Origin of the sequence: Halioxenophilus aromaticivorans, assembly GCF_042850945.1 — a bacterium.
GTDB lineage: Bacteria > Pseudomonadota > Gammaproteobacteria > Pseudomonadales > Cellvibrionaceae > Halioxenophilus > Halioxenophilus aromaticivorans.
The window spans coordinates 4,634,533-4,651,496 of record NZ_AP031496.1 but is presented as its reverse complement, the minus strand read 5'-3'; the positions used below and the strand labels follow the sequence as shown (position 1 = coordinate 4,651,496).

The window sequence follows — 16,964 nt, the reverse complement described above, 5'->3', positions numbered from 1 at the left end:
GTTTAGAACGGTGATCAGAACGTGATTAATTTAATAATGCGCAAAATCTGTTCATTTTTATCGCCAGGGAAACATAATCAAATTGCTTGATGGAATTGATTGGTTTTGTTGAAGCCGCCAAAATGGGCCGTGAATTGGGCGAAAATATCAGAGTTAGGCAGACAGATTTTGATTTTGAATCGACGTCTGGGCTGCAACACTGACCTTCAAGTAAGAATCGTTAATTTCCCGCGGTAGTAAAATAGGTCGGTATCTTCGACCTTAGTCGTAGGTTGTTGTGAGTTTTGAACTCTGCGGTGAAGTCGCATCAATTTTAATAATAGCCCGCTCGTTAGAAGCGCTCTCGTTAGAAGCTAGTTGGCGGCACCGACCTAAAGCAGATCACCTTTTACTTAAAACCAATCACCTTTAAGAGTATTGAACCTAAAGCCAGTGTTTCCCAAGCAACTGGATTGGCCAAGCAATTGGATTGGGTGTCTGATTTAACCGCCTCGTTTTTTTGGGGAGGCTGCGTTTTGGCGGAGAGCAATCTGCTTTGATATTTCTGTTTTTCTGATTCTGCTTTGTTATCTCTGCTTTGCTATTAAAACAGCAGCGCGATCAGTAGAGTGTAAAGTGTGGCATAGCGTTATAGCCAAAGGAAAAATAGGGTGCCAGAATTTTTTGCAATAAATTGTAACATTTACAACGGCTTACGGAGTTTGGTTGGCGAATGTTAACCCTGTCTGAATGCGGTAAAAATATAAAAATTTTATAGCTAAAGTGTTTACGTGTTGGCATTTCTTGGACTATATTGTGCCGGCAACCACAAATAGGTGAATAACTATGAAAACTATAAACGTTTTAAAATTAAGCTTAATTGCAATCATTCTTGCCACCACCGCCTGTGCCGCCACCGATGCATCAGACGCAGCCTTGTCCGGCGATCCTCAAGCCATGTGGGCCGAGGGCCAAAAAACCGTGGTGAAGGGTGAGCAAATGGTCGCTAAAGGCGACAAGCTATTAAGCGACGGCCGTAATAAAGTGCGTGAAGGCGAAAACCTGATTGATTCCGGCAACGAGCGCATGTTGCAAGCCCGTCACGATTATCAATCCGCTGCCAGTGCGGTTGGTGCGTCTACCACACCCGGCCAGGTTTCCACTGAAGCCAAACAACTGAAAGACATTGGTGGTCGTTGGGAAGATGCTATCGATGCAGTGAAAGACGGCAATAAAATGGTGACCAAAGGCAACAAAATGATCAACGATGGCCAAGCTCAAATTAGCGAAGGTCGCCGTATGATCGAAAACGGCAGCACCATGATGCGCAATTCTCAGCGTAGCCAAATGGGTGAGGAGTTGTTGGAGTTACCGCAGCAGGATGCGATCAGTAACTAACAGCCCGACGTACTATCCGAGCTATCATCAGGGGCAGTATCAAAAAGCTCGCCATCGGATAGTATCCTTAGGTAAGCACAAAAAACCCAGCTCACAAGGCTGGGTTTTTTATGCTCTAGGAACTTGTTTTTTCTTGCGCGGGCTAGTTTTCTTCGGGCTCGTTATCAACGGCTTTATTTTCCACAGGCTTATTATCATCAGAGCCGGGCTTCGGAATATGGGCAACCACCTTGCTCGGCAGCTCCTCATCATTGAGGCTGACTTCTAAGCTGTTCATGGTCTGCCACTGCTGGAGCTGCTCGGCGCTCACATTGAAAAATTGCGCCAGCTCTTCGGTGCTGGCGTCGTCCGGCCGCTTACGTCGGTCTTTGCCCCGGAAGCGCCATAAATTGACTCGCGCCCATACGATGAGTACTCCGCCCATGATGCCGATTACAATAAGGTAGTCGATAACCAGCGCTAAAAAATTGTGATAACCGCCAAGCACAATCATGTGGTTATAAAACAGTTTGATGTTCAACGCCCAGGCAACCATGCTGATTAGAGGTTGCCACAGGTACAGCAAAATCCCCCAAAATAACAAGGTTAGTGTTACCGCCGTGATTTTATGGGGCAGGCGCAGTGAGTCTGGCTCTTCAATAATCAACGGGTGTTTTTCACGGGCCTTTTGCGGCTTGTTTGCGGGTGAGTCTGACATCAGTGGATGCCTCGATCTGGGCTATTCCAAACGGCTCGGGAGCCGCGCTTGCTGAAAATAGATTTGGGTACGGCCACGACGATGGTAATCACATTGATTAACCAGTAGGCCAGGGGATACCAAATCATCCAAAAGTACTTTCTCAGTAGGCCGCTTTCATAGCGGCTGTCGATGGACAGGCTAACGAAAAATTGAAGCAGGCAGGTGACCCCCAAAATAATACCCTGCCAACCGGGTAAAATAGTGGGCACGTACCACTGTGGCGGCATGTCGATAAATTTACCCAAAATCCACAGCACCACGATGGTAAACACCGCATAGCTCCACACCAAGCTAACGCTGTATTCCAGTAGCACCGGCCACATGCGCCGTTTGCGCCAGGGCAGCATACTTTTAAAGTAGCGAGTGGCGGTTTCCCAGCCGCCTTGGGCCCAGCGCAGGCGTTGCCGCCACAAGCCGCGCAAGGTTTCGGGCATTAAAATCCAGACCAGGGCATTGGGCTCGTAACGGACGTCCCAGTGATCGAGCTGTAACTTCCAGGAGATATCAATGTCTTCGGTGACCATGTCGGTGGACCAATATCCCACCCGGTGCAATGCCGTTTTGCGAAACGCTGCTACCACGCCGGATACCGTAAAAATACGGCCGTAAATACGTTGTGCCCTCTTGATCATGCCAATAATGGAGGAGAACTCGCCCACCTGTAGGCGGCCCAGTAGGGTAGTGCGGTTACGGATGCGTGGGTTGCCGGTGACCGCTCCAACTCGTGGGGACTCCACAAAATGCTTCATCAGCCAGGTGGTGGCGTGGGCGTCCAGTACGGCGTCGCCGTCAATGCACACCAGGTATTCGTACTTGGAGACCATAGTGCCCACGCGCAGGGCGTTGGCTTTGCCGCTGTTTTCGCTGAGGTGCACCACTCGCAGGGCTAGGTGTTCGGCGGCAAGCTCGTCCAGTATGTCTGCGGTGTTGTCGCTACTGCCGTCGTTTACGGCAATGACTTCGAATTCTGGGTAGGCTTGGCCCAATAGGTAGTCGATGGTTTCCCGCACGTTTTCGCCTTCGTTGTGGCAAGGCACCAGCAGCGTTACCGGCGGGTAGTGGGGTAAATCCGGTGGGTTGTCGTAGTGGCGGCCGTCTTTACCCTCCCAGTGAAAACGGTAGTACAGGCCACCTATCATCCACAGGTAGGCCATAAACAGTGGGTAGTAGTAGGCAAAATCCCAAAAAAAATCGACCAATGAATTCATGCGTTACTCTCGGCGTTGTGTCACTTGGCGTAGAGGTAATCTTCCAACGACAACGCGGCTTTTATATCCGTTAATGCAGGTTGGTTTTGGATAAAGTTATCGGGGTAGTAGCCAAAGTGTGTTACCCCGTGGCGGGCCAGCAGTTTCATCTGTGCCGCCAGTTCCTTCGCGGGAATGGGCTGTTGCTTATGCCAGTCCACGCTTTGCAGTTCAAATACCAGTTTCGATAGTTGCTCCGGCGGCAAGGTTTTCACCAGCTTGCGCAACCATTTTTTGGCTTTGCCGGGTTTGGTTTCACCTTCCATGTAGGGCATGGCCATCACCGCGGTGTAGTCGTAGGCGGCCAGGAAATCCTCTAAATTTTGTGCAAACCACTGTTCGCTATTGGGGTTGAGAATCGGCAGGGCGTAGATATTGCGCGCGGTTTTAATCAGCGGGCGTAGGTTGCGTACCTCACCGGCCAGCTCCTGGGTGAATTCCACCAAAGCTTGGCTTTTTAGCCGGGTCCATTGTTGACGCAGGCTTGGGTCGTCACGCAGTTGTTGTGGGTTGGTAAATAGTAAACCGTTCTTTCGGTAGGCGGTCAGCGCGCTGGGGCTGACGTCTTCAAAATCGGTGAGTAGGGCGTCGTCGTGAAACAGCAAGCCACCGAAATCCGAATAGAGTGCGAGATCGTGGTAGATCTCTTTGATCATTTGTCGGTTTTCAGGGTGGAATATGGACAGCCGTTGGTAACTGTTGTCTGAGGGCGCGGGCGTACCGCTGGCCAAGGACCACACCCAGCGCTCCGGCGCTGTCGTGCCGCGCGGTTTAAACGCGCTCACCGGCATCCAGGCGTACACGGTGACGTTGGCACGGGTGCGTAATTGCCAAGCCACTCGGTTAAAGAGATCCGCTCGCATGGGTAGGTGACGGTTGGGGAAATACAGAGCGTCGGCGTTGCCATCTCCGTCTGGGTCGGCAAAGGCTTGTAGGTAGACGGTGTTAACCTTGAGCCGGTAAATGCGCTCTACCAGTTGGTCGAGGTTGCGGCTCTGTTGCTCTGGGTTTTCGTCGTAAACGTAATCGATATCAACGTGCACCAGGCGCTTGGTTTCCGGCTGGTTATCCGGCAGCAGAATGTTTTTAAAATCCTGCAGGGTTGGGTTGCGAGCAATTAGGATACGGTTTACGTCGTTCTGCTGGGCAGGGTATTTATTTACCCGGCCGTTAAGCGTAAAGAAGTAATCCATGCCCAGTGATTTTGCCACCTGCTCGGTTTGCTGGTTATAACTGCCGTAGGGCCAAACCATGGCGCGCGGTCTTTTGCCCGTGTGTTGCTCAATTAATTCCACCGAGCGCGTTAAATCCTGGGTAATACGCGCTTGGTATTGCTGTTCGGTTTCATAGCGATTGGCGTCGGCGAAAAACTGCCGGGTCACTAGAGCGGCTTGGCTGTTGCCCTGGGGATTGGCCAAGATACCCTGGTGGCTGTTGTTGCTGTGGGAGGCAATTTCCACAAGGCCCGAGGCCTGCATTTCTTTAATTTGATTCCAGTGCAGAAACTCATCGCGCCGGCGCAGAGCATTGCCGTAGGGCACCGCTTGGCTGCTATTGTACTCCAGCCAATGGGTGACTAGAGCAAATACGGCTGGGTAGTTATAGAGTTTTAACAGCGGAAATATACGCTGGTAAAAACTGGCGTATCCGTCATCAAATGTGAGCAGTACGGCGCGCTCGGGCAACGGCTGGCCGCCACTACGAGCGGCTTCGATTTGATCCAGGGATACCGGTTGGTAGTTGTTGTCTTTTAGCCACTGAAAGTGCTGAATTAAATGCGCTGTGCTAACGGCGAATTCGTCTTCATCCATATCGCCACGCACATCTTCGCGCACATCGTGGTAGCACAGTGCAATAAGGTCCGTTGCCTGGCCGGCCGCCAGGGCCAAATGGGGTAGTAAGGTTGCCGTTAACAGCAACAAAATTCTGTGCAGTTGCCGCATTAAAATCTCCAGTTCACACCCGCAAATAAGCTACTGAGTAATTCGCTTTGGCCGTCGTAAACACGCCGACCTAGGCGCGCACCGTAATTGAGGCTAAAAGCTTGGCTGCGTTGCCAGGTTTGTTCGTATTCTAGGTCCCAGGTGAAATCGCCACCAAATGACTCTTGCTGGTAGTGGCCCAGACCGGCCAAAAAGCGGTGGGATAATTGATTTTCGTAATAGCGGTTGAGCAAGCCGTTGTATTCAACGGCCACGGCCAAGGAAAGATCGCTTTCTGGGTTAAAGTAGGTGCCGCCTTGCTCGCTGTTTTTGGAGGCGTAGGCGCTCTCGACTAGGCCCCAGCGGTGGTGTTCGTTTTGGAACAGCGTATGACGGTGGTACAACGACAGCGCCAGGCGACGGTTGTCATCGGAAAAGTCTACTACCTGCAGTGCCGCGCTGGCGGCCCGGCTTTCGTGCCAACGGTATTGGGCGTTCAGTTCTAGTGAATCGCCATCCACGCCATTGTTAATAGCGCGCACCGGCACTAGGTCGCTAAACAATTGTAGCTCGCCGCCCAGTTGCCAGTGGTCGCTGGTATTGTGGCTGGCGCTTAAGCGGGCGCCGGTTTCACCGTTGCCGCGTATGCCCTCGTGCAGCTCAAACTGAGCCAGCCATTGGTTATTGCGAAACTCTATGCCAGCACCCAGTCGCTCCACACGGCCCACGCCTTCACTAAAATTAGCGCGGTTAAATTGGTGGTGCACAAACGGTCGCCAGTTATGGCCGTAGGGTTGGTCGAATAGCCAAGTATCCCAATTTAAACTGTCGCCACCAACAAAATCGTTATCGCCAAAAGCGCGGCCCACCTGGCTGATTAACTCACGGCGACGGTATAAATCCCAGCGCCGCTGCAGGGCTTTTACGCCGGTATCCTGGGGGTAATCTTGCTGCAAGCCGGCCAGTTGTTGTTCTACTTGGGCGTACTCGTGCATATCCATTAAGGTTTGGGCGCGGCCGAGGCCAAGCTCAAACTCCTGCGGAGCCACCGGTGCGATTAATTCATACTCGGCCAGGGAGCGGTTGGGCCATCCGCGCCAGCGATAGATTTTTGCCAGGTCGCCGCGCAGGGTGGTGTTGTGGGGCGCGAAACCCAGCCATTGTTCCAGTTGCTGTTGGGCGTTGTCCAATTGGTTGCGATAGGCCTTGAGTAAATTGGCCACGCGCTCGGCCGCCAAACGTTTGGGGTTATCGCGAATCACTTTACCGTTACGGCGCCACTTAGGTTGGTTGTCAACGGTTTGCTCAATGGTTTGTTGGGCACTGTCGTATTGCTCGGTTTCCACCTGGGCGTAAAACAGCATCATATTGGCGTTGTGGTCGTTGGGCTTGCGTTTAACCACTTCTTCTAACAGGGGGTTGGCCTGCTTGGCCTGGTTCTGGCGCAAATAGGCGTCGGCAACCACGGTGAGTACGTAGTCGGGCAATGCCAGGGCGTCGGCTTGTTGTTCGTAGGCGCGAGTAGCCTCATCAAACTGGCCGGCGGAGTGCAGCGCTATAATTTCGTCGTACGCTGCCAGTTGTTGCGGCTGGGTTTGCTCGGCAAAATTTTGCTGTAAATACTGTTGGTAGTTGCGCACCAGGGCCAGTGCTTGTTCGGCGCGCTGACGTTTATCCTCTGCGGCTAAATCGTTAAAGCTGCCCTCGCGCACGGCGATGGCGGCGCGGTCGGCTTTTAAGCGCTGCCAATCGTTTGGGCGAAAAATATCCGGTCGTTGGTTGGCTTTTTCTAAGGCCATAGCCGGAGCGCCGGATTGATTGATGGCCATAACCCAGCTGCGGTACACCGCATCGTCGTTGGGGTTGGCATCCATTAAGGTTTGGTAGTTGGCCAGTGCCGGTAGGTATTGTTCGCTGGCCTCATAGGCGTAGGCTTGGGCCAACAGGAAATCCCGCGATTTACCAAATTTATTCTGGTATTTGGCAAGGTTGGCCAGGGCATCGGTTGGCTCGCCTTTATCGACCATCACTAGGCTCATGCTGATAGGGAAAACGCCCATGTCTGGAAAGCGCTGGCTGCCCTTATAAAACAAGCTTTGAGCCCGGTCGTAGCGTTGCAGTTCGCGGGCGCTCTGCCCAAGGGCTTCGATAACGTAGGCCGGGGCGGAGTCTAGGTCGGTTTGTTCACCGGTTTGCAGGGCGTCGTCGTAATAGCCGACGCGGTGCATCAGGCCAATGGTGCCGTTACGCAGTGAGTCGCTGTTAGGGTAGCGCTCCAGCATGGCTTCAAATTCTTCAATCAGATTGGCCATGGGCACGGCGCTTTGATTGGCCAGCTTGTGTTCACCCCAGCTGCTTAGGTAGGGCCCGGGTGAGGTGCTGCTCTCGGCTAAACGCTCTAGGTAAAAGGCCACTTGGCGGTCGTTGCCAAAGCGGCGGTGGAAGTACACCAAGGCTTCCAATAATTGCGTGTTGCGCGGCTGCTGATCCTCTAAAGCTTCTAACCGTTGCCAGGCCGCTTGGCTGTCGCCGCGGTCTATATCCACCAGGGCTTGGCCCAGCAACAACTGAAAATCATCAGGAGCTTTCTGTAACGCAGCACTGTAGAGCCGTAGCGCGGTGTTGTACTGCCGCGCGTTGCGGGCCAATTTGGCCAGGGTTTCGAGTTGCTCTTTGCTTAGCTCAGCCAAGGGCAGCTGAGCCAATAGTTGATTGGCGGGCTGGGCTTGGCTGAGCGACAGCATCAAGCCGGCGGCCTCCACTTTTGTTGCCAGCGGTGCATCGGCCAGGTGTTGGTCCAAGTAAGGGGCAGCTGCTGCCCAGCCCTGTTGTTTGGCCAGTTGGGCCAGTTGATCAAACCAGGCCGTGTATGGGCGTTGGGCTTCGGGTTTGAGTGTGAGTAACCGTTGATAAAATTGCTCGGCCTGTTCGTGCTCGCCCAGGCTTGCGTAGGTGAGCGCTTTTGCCTCCAGTAGATCAACATCGTTAATGTGGTGCTGGGCTAACCGGTCTATCTTAGCCAATTGCACTGCGGCGATGTCGGGCTCGCCCATGGCCAGGGCTACCAAGGCAGAGCCCATGAGGTAGTCTGGGTTGTCCGGGTCGGAGGCCAGTAGCTCGGTGTACAGTTGTTGGGCCTGCTCGGCCTCGCCCAGGCGGCGCAACGATTGAGCCGCAGCGGCCTTCACTTGAGCAGGAGCAGAGTCGGCCAGGTCGGGCCATAGGGCGACTACCCTGGCATCGTTCTCCTGCCAGCTCTCTAAAATCAGTAACTCTCCGGCCAGGGCCTTGGCATCGGGGTTTTGTTGATAAAACCGGGTGAAGTTGTCCACCGTGTCGGCAACATCGCCCTGGCGGGCAAAGTCCACCAGATGGGCTGCCCAAAGCCGGCGCGCTTCTTCATTGGCGGGCTCTTGGGTCAGCAGTTGAGCTAGAAGGTCGGCGCTTTCTTGTGGGGCGGTGGTGGCCAATGCTTTGGCCACTAGCAATTGGATGGGCAGGTTATCTGGGAATTGTTGGTGATAATGGCGAGCAATATCGGTGGCGACCTCGGTTTGCTCTCGGGCCAGCAACTCGGCGATCAAGTCTAGGCCGAGTTGTTCTGGGGTGCCGCTGTTGGCGACTGCAGCCTTAGCTAAACGAGGCAGTTGTTCGTAGTCGGCCTCTTGCAGCACAGCATCTATCATTTCTTTAAGGAAGTAGGCGGGCGCGTCAGCCACCGCTACGGTCTTTAACAGTTCTACCGCTTTGGCTTTTTGTCCGTCCCAGGACAGCACGGTTAAGTAGTTGTACCAAACCTGTGGGTACTCACCGGCCAGCTCCGTAAGGGCCTCGAGTTGCTGCAGTGCGGCATCGAGACGCTCGGCACGGGCGTTCTCAATGGCCATAGCAATAGCGGTATCTACCTCTCTTGCGGAGTAGGTGGGGGCGCTTAGTAACTCATTGAGTAAGACATACAAAAGCAAAATATTGGCGGCAATTACGCCAAGCCGTTTAAACCAGAGCTTTACCATCTAAAGATACAATCCAGGCGCGACACTTTCTTATAAGAAAACAGACGCCAGTATAAGGTAATTCAAACCACGGTTGCTAAGCCAAAAGTGCTGTTTTGCGACACGTAACCTTGCTCAAGGGCTATTTGTGGCCAAATCGGTGCAGCCGAAAGCGGTGGCTTTTGCCTTTTTCGGGCTGTTTTTAGGAGTGGCTGATGGCCGCGGCGCTAGGGTGGCGGGTTGCATCCGCATTTTGTTACAAATTGTCAACGAATTGAAAGATGCGCCCGGATTGATGGTTTTTTGGGTGTATTTTTTTAGTCACTGGAGTCGTTAATAAAAATTAACGTTTCGGCGTTAAACTGACTGCCCTCATCACCAAAACGCCAGTACCAAACATGCCGTAGCCACGAGCAGCGTTACTATGCCAATTTTAACCGGTAGAGCCACTGGCTGAGCGTTGCGTGTGTCCACTGTCTGCCACTGGGCATCGGTGGTTGTGATGGTTGTGCCGCGATTTATCCAGCCTTGCCAAGCAAGGGTCGCGACCAGCGTTAGGGCGAACAATAAACCTGCCACAATGGTGAAGTGAATATTATGCCAACCTAATTGTGCTCCCAGGAAAAATGCCAGGGAAATAACGTGGCCGGTAATTACACCGCGCAATGCCGCCGGCGCTGTTATTCGACGGCTGAAAAAGCCGGCGAGAAACACCGCTGCCAGTGGTGGTGCAACGTAGGAGAAGGCCTGCTGAAGATAGGCGAATAAACCGGGGAAGTTATCAATGGCGGGCGCCCAGAGCGCGGCAAAAACCATTAGTGCAATGGTGCTAATGCGGCCCAATTTGGCCATTTGTTGGGTGCTTAAATGGGGCTTTTTTGGTTTTACAAAATCGACAATAAATAGCGTGGAAGCTGAGTTTAAGGTTGAGTCAACGCTGGACATTATGGCGGCTAAAAGCCCGGCCACCATCAAGCCTGCAATACCCGGTGGTGCGTACTCGGAAATCAGGCGAGGGAATACCGTGTCGGCGCGCTCTAAATCGGTGAACAGGGCTGCCGCCATAGCGCCTGGCAGCACCATTAAAAACAGCGGTAGCAATTTTAATGCGGCGGCTAACATGGCGCCTTTGGCTGCGGCGTCGGCACTGCGTGCGCCCAACAATCGCTGAGCCACGTATTGGTTCATAGTCCAGTAGTAAAAGCCTAAAACGGGTAGGCCGATTAGTGTCCCTAGCCAGGGTAGGGATGGATCATCCAGTGGCCGAATTAACGACAGGTGGTCGGCGTCCACTCGGCTAACCAAGTTACTCCAACTGTAATCAAATTCCTGAAAAACAATAATCGTTAATATCAAAGAGCCAATTAATAAAACCAGTGCTTGTAAAACATCGGTGTAGACCACGGCTCGCAGTCCACCAAGGGCGGTGTACACGCCTGCGAATAATGCCATGGCGGCACAAGTAGGGGCTAAGCTCAGCCCGGGAATAAACAGCATTAGAACCAACGCGCCGGCGTATAGGCTGCCGGCGGTATCGAGCACAATACTTAAAAACAATGAGGTACCGGACAAATAGCGCCGCATTCTTGGGTCGAACCGCTTTTCCATGATTTCCGGCACCGTCGTTAAACGCTGGCCCAGAAAAACAGGTACGATAAAGAGCGCCGAAAGCAATAAAATAACCGAGGCCATCCACTCATAATTCGCCACTGAAATGCCGTACTCCCAAGCGGCACCTGGCAAGCCTATGAGTGTGGTGGAGGAAATGTTGGAGGCAAATAACGAAAGCCCAATGACCATGGGGCCCAAGCTGCGCCCGGCGAGAAACAGCTCATCGGAATCCGGTGAGCGCTTAGCCACCATCAAGCATAGAGCGACAACAATCAAACCGTAACCGCACAATACGCTGTAATCTAAAGTCGTTAAGGTGCTCACATGCCCCTCCTGGGCGATTTCACTGGCGGCAATCAACCCGCGCTTAATGGTTTAAACGCAGCGAAACGGCAGTGACGCCGTTTCTGATTCAGCCAACTAGCAACGAAGATGGACTTCCTCGCCTGTTTTCTCGTCGATATAATCTAAGGTTGTGGTATTAAAATTGAGGTCCACGAATAAATGGCAATAGTAATCGCCGTGACGCCAGGCCATGGCAACGCTGGAATCATTGGAATAATTTAATTCGAAGCGCCCTTGGAATGCCGGATAGTTGGAGCGAAATTCCATTAACCACAACAGACGTTTCACCACCGGTTGGGTTAGGGCTGCCTCGGCTTCTTCTAGGGAATAGAAATGCCGGTTTATATCTCGCAATTCACCGGTGGCGGTTTTAAGTTCGTTATCGTTACGGCCCGCTAACAGCCCTACGTAATACACCTGGGGAATTCCGGGGGTAAAGAATTGAATCGCCCGTGCAGCTATGTAGGCGTCATCGTTTTGCATTAATGCATCGTAAAACGTGCAGGTAATTTGGTAGATGGCGCCTACGCTGTGCACGTCGGCGGCGGAGCCTCTTAAAATGGGGTCTGCGCTGCGTGTTTCGATGTTAGAGATTAAGCTCTGAATTTTGTCCTCGGGCAGCACACCTTCAACATCCGGAATGCAGATGCCGTCGTGGGTATCCAAAACGGTAATTTGATTGCGCGGGCACATGCGCAGCCAATTTTTTAAATAGACACTGTTTGCATCTAACAATGAGTAGAGTAACAGTGGTGGCAGTGCGAACGCGTACGGGCGCAGGTTTCGGCGTGAGATGGCGTACTGATAACTGGTGTGGTCGTGCACCTCGGGTAGGCATTCGGCGCCGTTTGCCAGTGCTAAATCGTTGATCCATTCCAGTAACCGGTAAACTTCTGGCTCCACCAAAAAACAGCTGGTGCCGATCCTTTTAGTGGTGTAGCCAAAGGCGTCCAGGCGGAACAATTTAACACCTTTCGCAGCCAAGAAGGTTAGATAATCCTCCATAAGAGCGTAGGTTTTTGGCGATTCGTAGTTAAGGTCGATCTGTTTTTCTGTAAAGGTACACCACACACGGCCAGTACTGCCATCGGCGAAGGTGACTTCACGGAAGGGTTCCTTTTCTTTACGGATATGGATTTTAGCCAAATCGTCGGGCTGGATATCACCAAATTTATCAACATCAACGAACAAGTCGGCGTGGTCTGATTCAAATCCATTTTGCAGAAAGTCTTTAAATTCTTCTGATTCATCAGAAATATGATTGACCGTTACGTCAGCACACAAATCGAATTCTGCGGATATACGTTCTATGTCCTGCCAGCCGCCGTATTCAGCAGCGACTTCCTTGTGGGTAAGTGGTGAAAACCCAGCATCGGCGTTGGAGGGGTAAAACGGCAATATATGCACTCCACCCACCGCATTGGTTAGGTGCTGGTGCATAAATGAGTACAAGTCAGATATATCATTACCTATACGATTGGGGTAGCAAATTAACTGTACCTCATTGCGTAATAGCATTAAAAACTCCAAATAGTTGCAAGTGATTGAATAGCGGGCGGATAACTGGAATTAAACATTCCAGTTTTTGGTGTTGCTGCTTCGGCCAATGTAGCGGCTCGAATGTTTCTGTTTTGCTTCTCGTTTTGTTTGCTGCCGTGGTGATTAGTTCAGCGATTGAGAGCGTGGTGTGCAAAGCTTACAATGGATTGTTGGTATTGCAATTTCCTGTAGGTACTCCTGGTAGGTACTCCTGGTAGGTACTCCTGTAGGTACTAAGCCACCGTAATTGTAGAAAATAATGTGGCAAAACGCGCCTACCTGACTTTCTAGTATTTGCCGTGTACCACGCCAATTTTGCCTGATGCCAAGTAAGCGATTGTTTAAACTCTTGTTTTCTAAAGTCAATGTAGATAACAAATTAATTGATAAATAAATGATTAGACTTCTCGTCTTGAAGCTCGTAGCGTGTGAATGCTCGCTCACAATCTGAATACTAAAACAACGAATAACACAGCCACTTTTGGATTCGTCTGCTCACGCTAACCTTACCGAAATCAATTCACAGTTAAAGCCCGCGTAATCCAAATTTCCTCGGCTGTGCTAATCACACAGGTGCTCTTATGCTAACGAAGGATCGTAATCGACGCGTTGTTGCGCCAACGCTTATGTCTCTGTTGCTCATCTCCGCCATGACCGTGGCTGATCAGTCCCACGCTAACCCTAGGTTACTTATTGATGCAGATCCCGCGCCAAGTGTGCAGGGGTCCTATCCCAATAATCTAGTGGCCTATGACAATCAGGTGTATTTTCAGGGCTACGTGGGAACGACAGACAGTGGAGCGGCGGGTGGTCAATTGTGGCGCTTCGACGGAAGTAGCGCGCAACCGGTTGCGGCGCCAAACTACGGCGGCCGTGCAGAGATTGAGCAAGCCGTAGTGGCGGGTAGTCAGCTTTTTTTTGTCGCGCAGGATGAACGCGAAAACGGCTCCGAACTGTGGGTTAGTGACGGTACGCAGGCCGGTACCCATATGGTAAAAGAAATCAATTCTAACCAGGGCCACAGAGCGCCCTATGAATTAACTGCATTAAATGGCCTGTTGTATTTCGGTGCGTACGAAGGCGGTGGGGTTGGTGCACACCTGTGGGTGAGTGATGGCACCGATATTGGCACTCAAAAGGTATTGGATGCGGGCGGTAACCCATTGCCGGCACCCCAGCAAATGACGCCGGTAGGTGATCAACTGTTTTTATTGGTTGAAGGCGATTTGTGGGTAACCGATGGCACGCCGGCTGGCACCCACACGCTGTTAAATGCACCTTCTGGGTTGAGCCTGGATCACTTCACAGCCGTGGGTAGCCGATTATTTTTCGTCTACCAGAATACGCAGCTATGGCTCAGCGATGGCACCAGCAGTGGCACGGCCATGGTGGCGGATTTAGCCGGGCTGTCCAGTTCCTCCCCGGTGCCAGACCACTTGCAAGGCTTTGGCAGCAAACTCTATTTTCAGTTTGATGATGGCGTTAACGGCGAGGAAATGTGGGTGTCCGATGGCACTGCAGCCGGTACGGTTATGCTGTTGGATATAAATCCGGCCGGAGATTCCTACGCCCATAGCTTTATCCCCTTCAATGGCGAACTGTATTTTTCGGCCAACGATGGCGATGGCTTCGCCGTGTGGCGCAGCGATGGCACCGCCGTAAACACCAACCGTTTTTTTCAAGTTCCGGCCAATAATCAATTGCGCGCAAGCTATGTGATTGCCGGTAATTTACTCTACTTCTTAGTGGCCGATGACGGTAATGGCGTTGATTTGTGGCGCAGTAACGGGCAAGCCAGCGGTACCCTCAAGGTAGGGGATTTTCAGCGTAATCGCAGCGGAGATTCACGCCAGCCCAGCCATATGACCGAGGTCGGTAACCGTCTGTATTTTACCGCCTACAGCGGCTTGGCGGGTGTAGAGCTCTGGGAGACCGATGGCAGTGCGGCTGGCACTCGCTTAGCGGCGAATATTACACCGGATGCGGCCAGTAGCGACCCCGAGCAATTTACGGCGGCGGGCAATGGGGTTTATTTCTCGGCCCAGACCATTCAAAGCGGTAGAGAGCTTTGGCTGAGCGAAGGCGCCAGTACCAGTTTGGTAGACGATATCTATCCCGGCGATGCCGACGCCAATCCGGAGGAAATCACTGTTTTGGACAATCAGGCCTTCTTCAGCGCCAGCCACATGAAGCTGGGAGATTATAATCTTTGGCGCAGTGATGGCACAGCGGTAGGGACGCAATTGCTGTATGCAACGGCCAATGGTAATGCTCGGCCAAACAGACTTTTCGAGTTGCAGGACGAAGTACTTTTTACCGCGGACCAAAATAACGGCGAGGCGGCACTATTCAAAGCGAATAGTTCGGATAATACCGCCGAGCTGGTTAAAGATATCAACAGCACTGCTTTTGCCGGTGGTAATGATTATCGCCGCGAGGCGACGGTATTGGGTGGTGTAGCGTATTTCTCCGCCAACGATGGCATCCACGGTGCAGAATTGTGGCAAACCGACGGCACCTCGGCTGGCACCCAACTAGCTGTTGATATTGTATCAGGTAGCGATAGCAGCAGCCCTGAGCAGATCACAGCGTTTGGCAATCAATTACTGTTGACGGCGTACACCCAGGCCGACGGCCGTGAGCTGTGGCGCAGTGACGGTAGGGCCGCCGGTACGCAGTTGATCGCAAATATTCACCCCGGTAATAACAGTGCAATTTCGCAAATAACGGTGGTTGGCAATGTGGCCTATTTTATTGCCGACAACGGTGTTACTGGCCCGGAATTATGGCGTACTAACGGTACCAGTGGCGGTACTTCTCTCATTAAAAACATTTTCCCAGGTCAGGGCGCTCATCTGGATGAGTTAACCGCATTCAACGGCAAGCTCTACTTCCAAGCCAATGATGGCGTGCACGGCGCCGAATTGTGGGTAAGTGATGGCTCGGCTGCTGGCACAACGCTGTTGGCGGATTTGTGGCCGGGCGGTGACAGTGCGCCAGCACAGTTAACCGTATTCGATAACACCTTGTACTTTACCGCCGACGACGGCACCCACGGCCGAGAACTTTGGCAAAGTGATGGCACCTCAGTGGGCACTGTGTTGGTGGCCGACATCCGGCCGGGCATGTTGGGGGCTAACCCGCAGCATCTAGCAGTGGCCGGTGGTTTGTATTTTTCTGCCGACGATGGCGAGCATGGCCGTGAGCCCTGGGTGATGGAAACTCAACTAAGTACTGGCAGCGGCTCCATTGGAGATTTTGTTTGGTTGGACGACAACGAAAACGGTATTCAAGACGGCGGCGAGGTGGGGCTTGCCGGTGTGAAGGTAAATCTTCGTTTAAATTGTGATGCCGCTGCGGTTAGAGCCACGGTCAGCGATGGCAATGGCGCCTATAGCTTTGATCAGTTGCCGGCTGGGGATTATCAGTTGCAATTTGTGGCGCCGGCGGGCTATCAATTTAGCCCAGCCTTGGCGGCCGGCGATTACACCGTGGACAGCAATGCTAGCCCCATAGACGGCACCGACGCTTGCCGGTATTTGGCCGATGGTCAAATCCGCCACGGGCTGGATGTCGGGTTGTTTGGCGATGGCATCGCCCCGGAAGAACTCAGCATTACCGATGCGTTCTACAACGCCGCTGAAGACTTTTTATGGATAAGAGTCGTTTCCAATTTGCAGCCGCAAGGTTCAGCCACATTAACCGGTAGTATGAGCCAGCAAGGCCAAGTGACCGAGCTTGGCGAGGTGGCCTGGAAGCCGAGCAAAAATGCCTATCAACAAAACTTTAAAAACATCGATTGCAAACCCGAAACCGTGGAGATACACAGTGCCAGTGGGGCCTCTGTGATAGCGGCTGTCACTGGCAGCGGTAATGCTTGTACCGCCCCGGATACGATAAGTGTGTTCAGTGCCATCTATTTTGTTGAGCAACAACAACTCTGGGTGCGGGCCACCTCGGATGCACCGGCGGGCACGGCAGACATTAGCGCCGAGGTTCTTGTGAATGGCCAGCCGCAAACACTGGGCTCGGTGGGCTGGAAAGCCGACAAAGGTTATTACCAGCAATTATTCCGTAATGTAACGCAAGTGCCAGAAATGTTGATATTGCGAACCAGCAGCGGCAGTGAAATTAACTCCGGCATTGACGTGCAGCAATCTCGATAGCCGGGCCTGTTGTTTGGAGGTTGTGA

9 protein-coding genes are annotated in these 16,964 nt (G+C 52.5%); 3 read left to right on the top strand and 6 right to left on the bottom strand.

What is annotated here, in order from left to right:
- Window positions 1-825 precede the first annotated feature (825 nt).
- Window positions 826-1,377: a hypothetical protein gene (locus ACGHM3_RS19890; protein ID WP_345423602.1), complete on the top strand. Its 552-nt coding sequence runs from the start codon at window positions 826-828 to the stop codon at window positions 1,375-1,377.
- Between the two features lie 142 nt (window positions 1,378-1,519).
- On the opposite strand, the gene pgaD is transcribed toward ACGHM3_RS19890, so the two are convergent.
- The 4 genes from pgaD to pgaA are packed head-to-tail and all read right to left on the bottom strand — an operon-like array spanning window position 1,520 to window position 9,298.
- Window positions 1,520-2,074 (bottom strand): poly-beta-1,6-N-acetyl-D-glucosamine biosynthesis protein PgaD, encoded by a 555-nt coding sequence (gene pgaD / locus ACGHM3_RS19885; protein WP_345423605.1) that lies wholly within the window; start codon window positions 2,072-2,074, stop codon window positions 1,520-1,522.
- The gene (gene pgaC / locus ACGHM3_RS19880; protein ID WP_345423608.1) at window positions 2,074-3,324 is read right to left on the bottom strand and encodes a poly-beta-1,6-N-acetyl-D-glucosamine synthase; all 1,251 of its coding nucleotides are present in this window, start codon (window positions 3,322-3,324) and stop codon (window positions 2,074-2,076) included. Before pgaC ends, pgaD begins: the two co-directional genes overlap by 1 nt.
- A 20-nt stretch (window positions 3,325-3,344) precedes the next feature.
- Window positions 3,345-5,306 carry a poly-beta-1,6-N-acetyl-D-glucosamine N-deacetylase PgaB gene (gene pgaB / locus ACGHM3_RS19875; protein ID WP_345423613.1) on the bottom strand — a complete coding sequence of 654 codons (1,962 nt, stop codon included), beginning with the start codon at window positions 5,304-5,306 and terminating at the stop codon, window positions 3,345-3,347.
- The gene (pgaA, locus tag ACGHM3_RS19870) at window positions 5,306-9,298 is read right to left on the bottom strand and encodes a poly-beta-1,6 N-acetyl-D-glucosamine export porin PgaA (protein WP_345423616.1); all 3,993 of its coding nucleotides are present in this window, start codon (window positions 9,296-9,298) and stop codon (window positions 5,306-5,308) included. Before pgaA ends, pgaB begins: the two co-directional genes overlap by 1 nt.
- Window positions 9,299-9,425: 127 nt before the next feature.
- On the opposite strand from pgaA, the gene ACGHM3_RS19865 reads away from it, so the two are divergent.
- Window positions 9,426-9,614 carry a hypothetical protein gene (locus tag ACGHM3_RS19865; RefSeq protein ID WP_345423619.1) on the top strand — a complete coding sequence of 63 codons (189 nt, stop codon included), beginning with the start codon at window positions 9,426-9,428 and terminating at the stop codon, window positions 9,612-9,614.
- Window positions 9,615-9,652: 38 nt separating this feature from the next.
- Here ACGHM3_RS19865 and ACGHM3_RS19860 read toward each other — a convergent pair whose 3' ends face one another.
- Window positions 9,653-11,212: a sodium:solute symporter family transporter gene (locus tag ACGHM3_RS19860; RefSeq protein ID WP_345423622.1), complete on the bottom strand. Its 1,560-nt coding sequence runs from the start codon at window positions 11,210-11,212 to the stop codon at window positions 9,653-9,655.
- A 96-nt stretch (window positions 11,213-11,308) separates the two neighbouring features.
- Window positions 11,309-12,751, bottom strand: a complete 1,443-nt coding sequence (gene gtfA, locus ACGHM3_RS19855; RefSeq protein ID WP_345423625.1) for a sucrose phosphorylase — start codon at window positions 12,749-12,751, stop codon at window positions 11,309-11,311.
- A gap of 602 nt (window positions 12,752-13,353) precedes the next feature.
- Here gtfA and ACGHM3_RS19850 point away from each other — a divergent pair.
- Complete coding sequence (locus tag ACGHM3_RS19850) at window positions 13,354-16,938, top strand: ELWxxDGT repeat protein (RefSeq protein ID WP_345423628.1); 3,585 nt, start codon at window positions 13,354-13,356, stop codon at window positions 16,936-16,938.
- Window positions 16,939-16,964 lie beyond the last annotated feature (26 nt).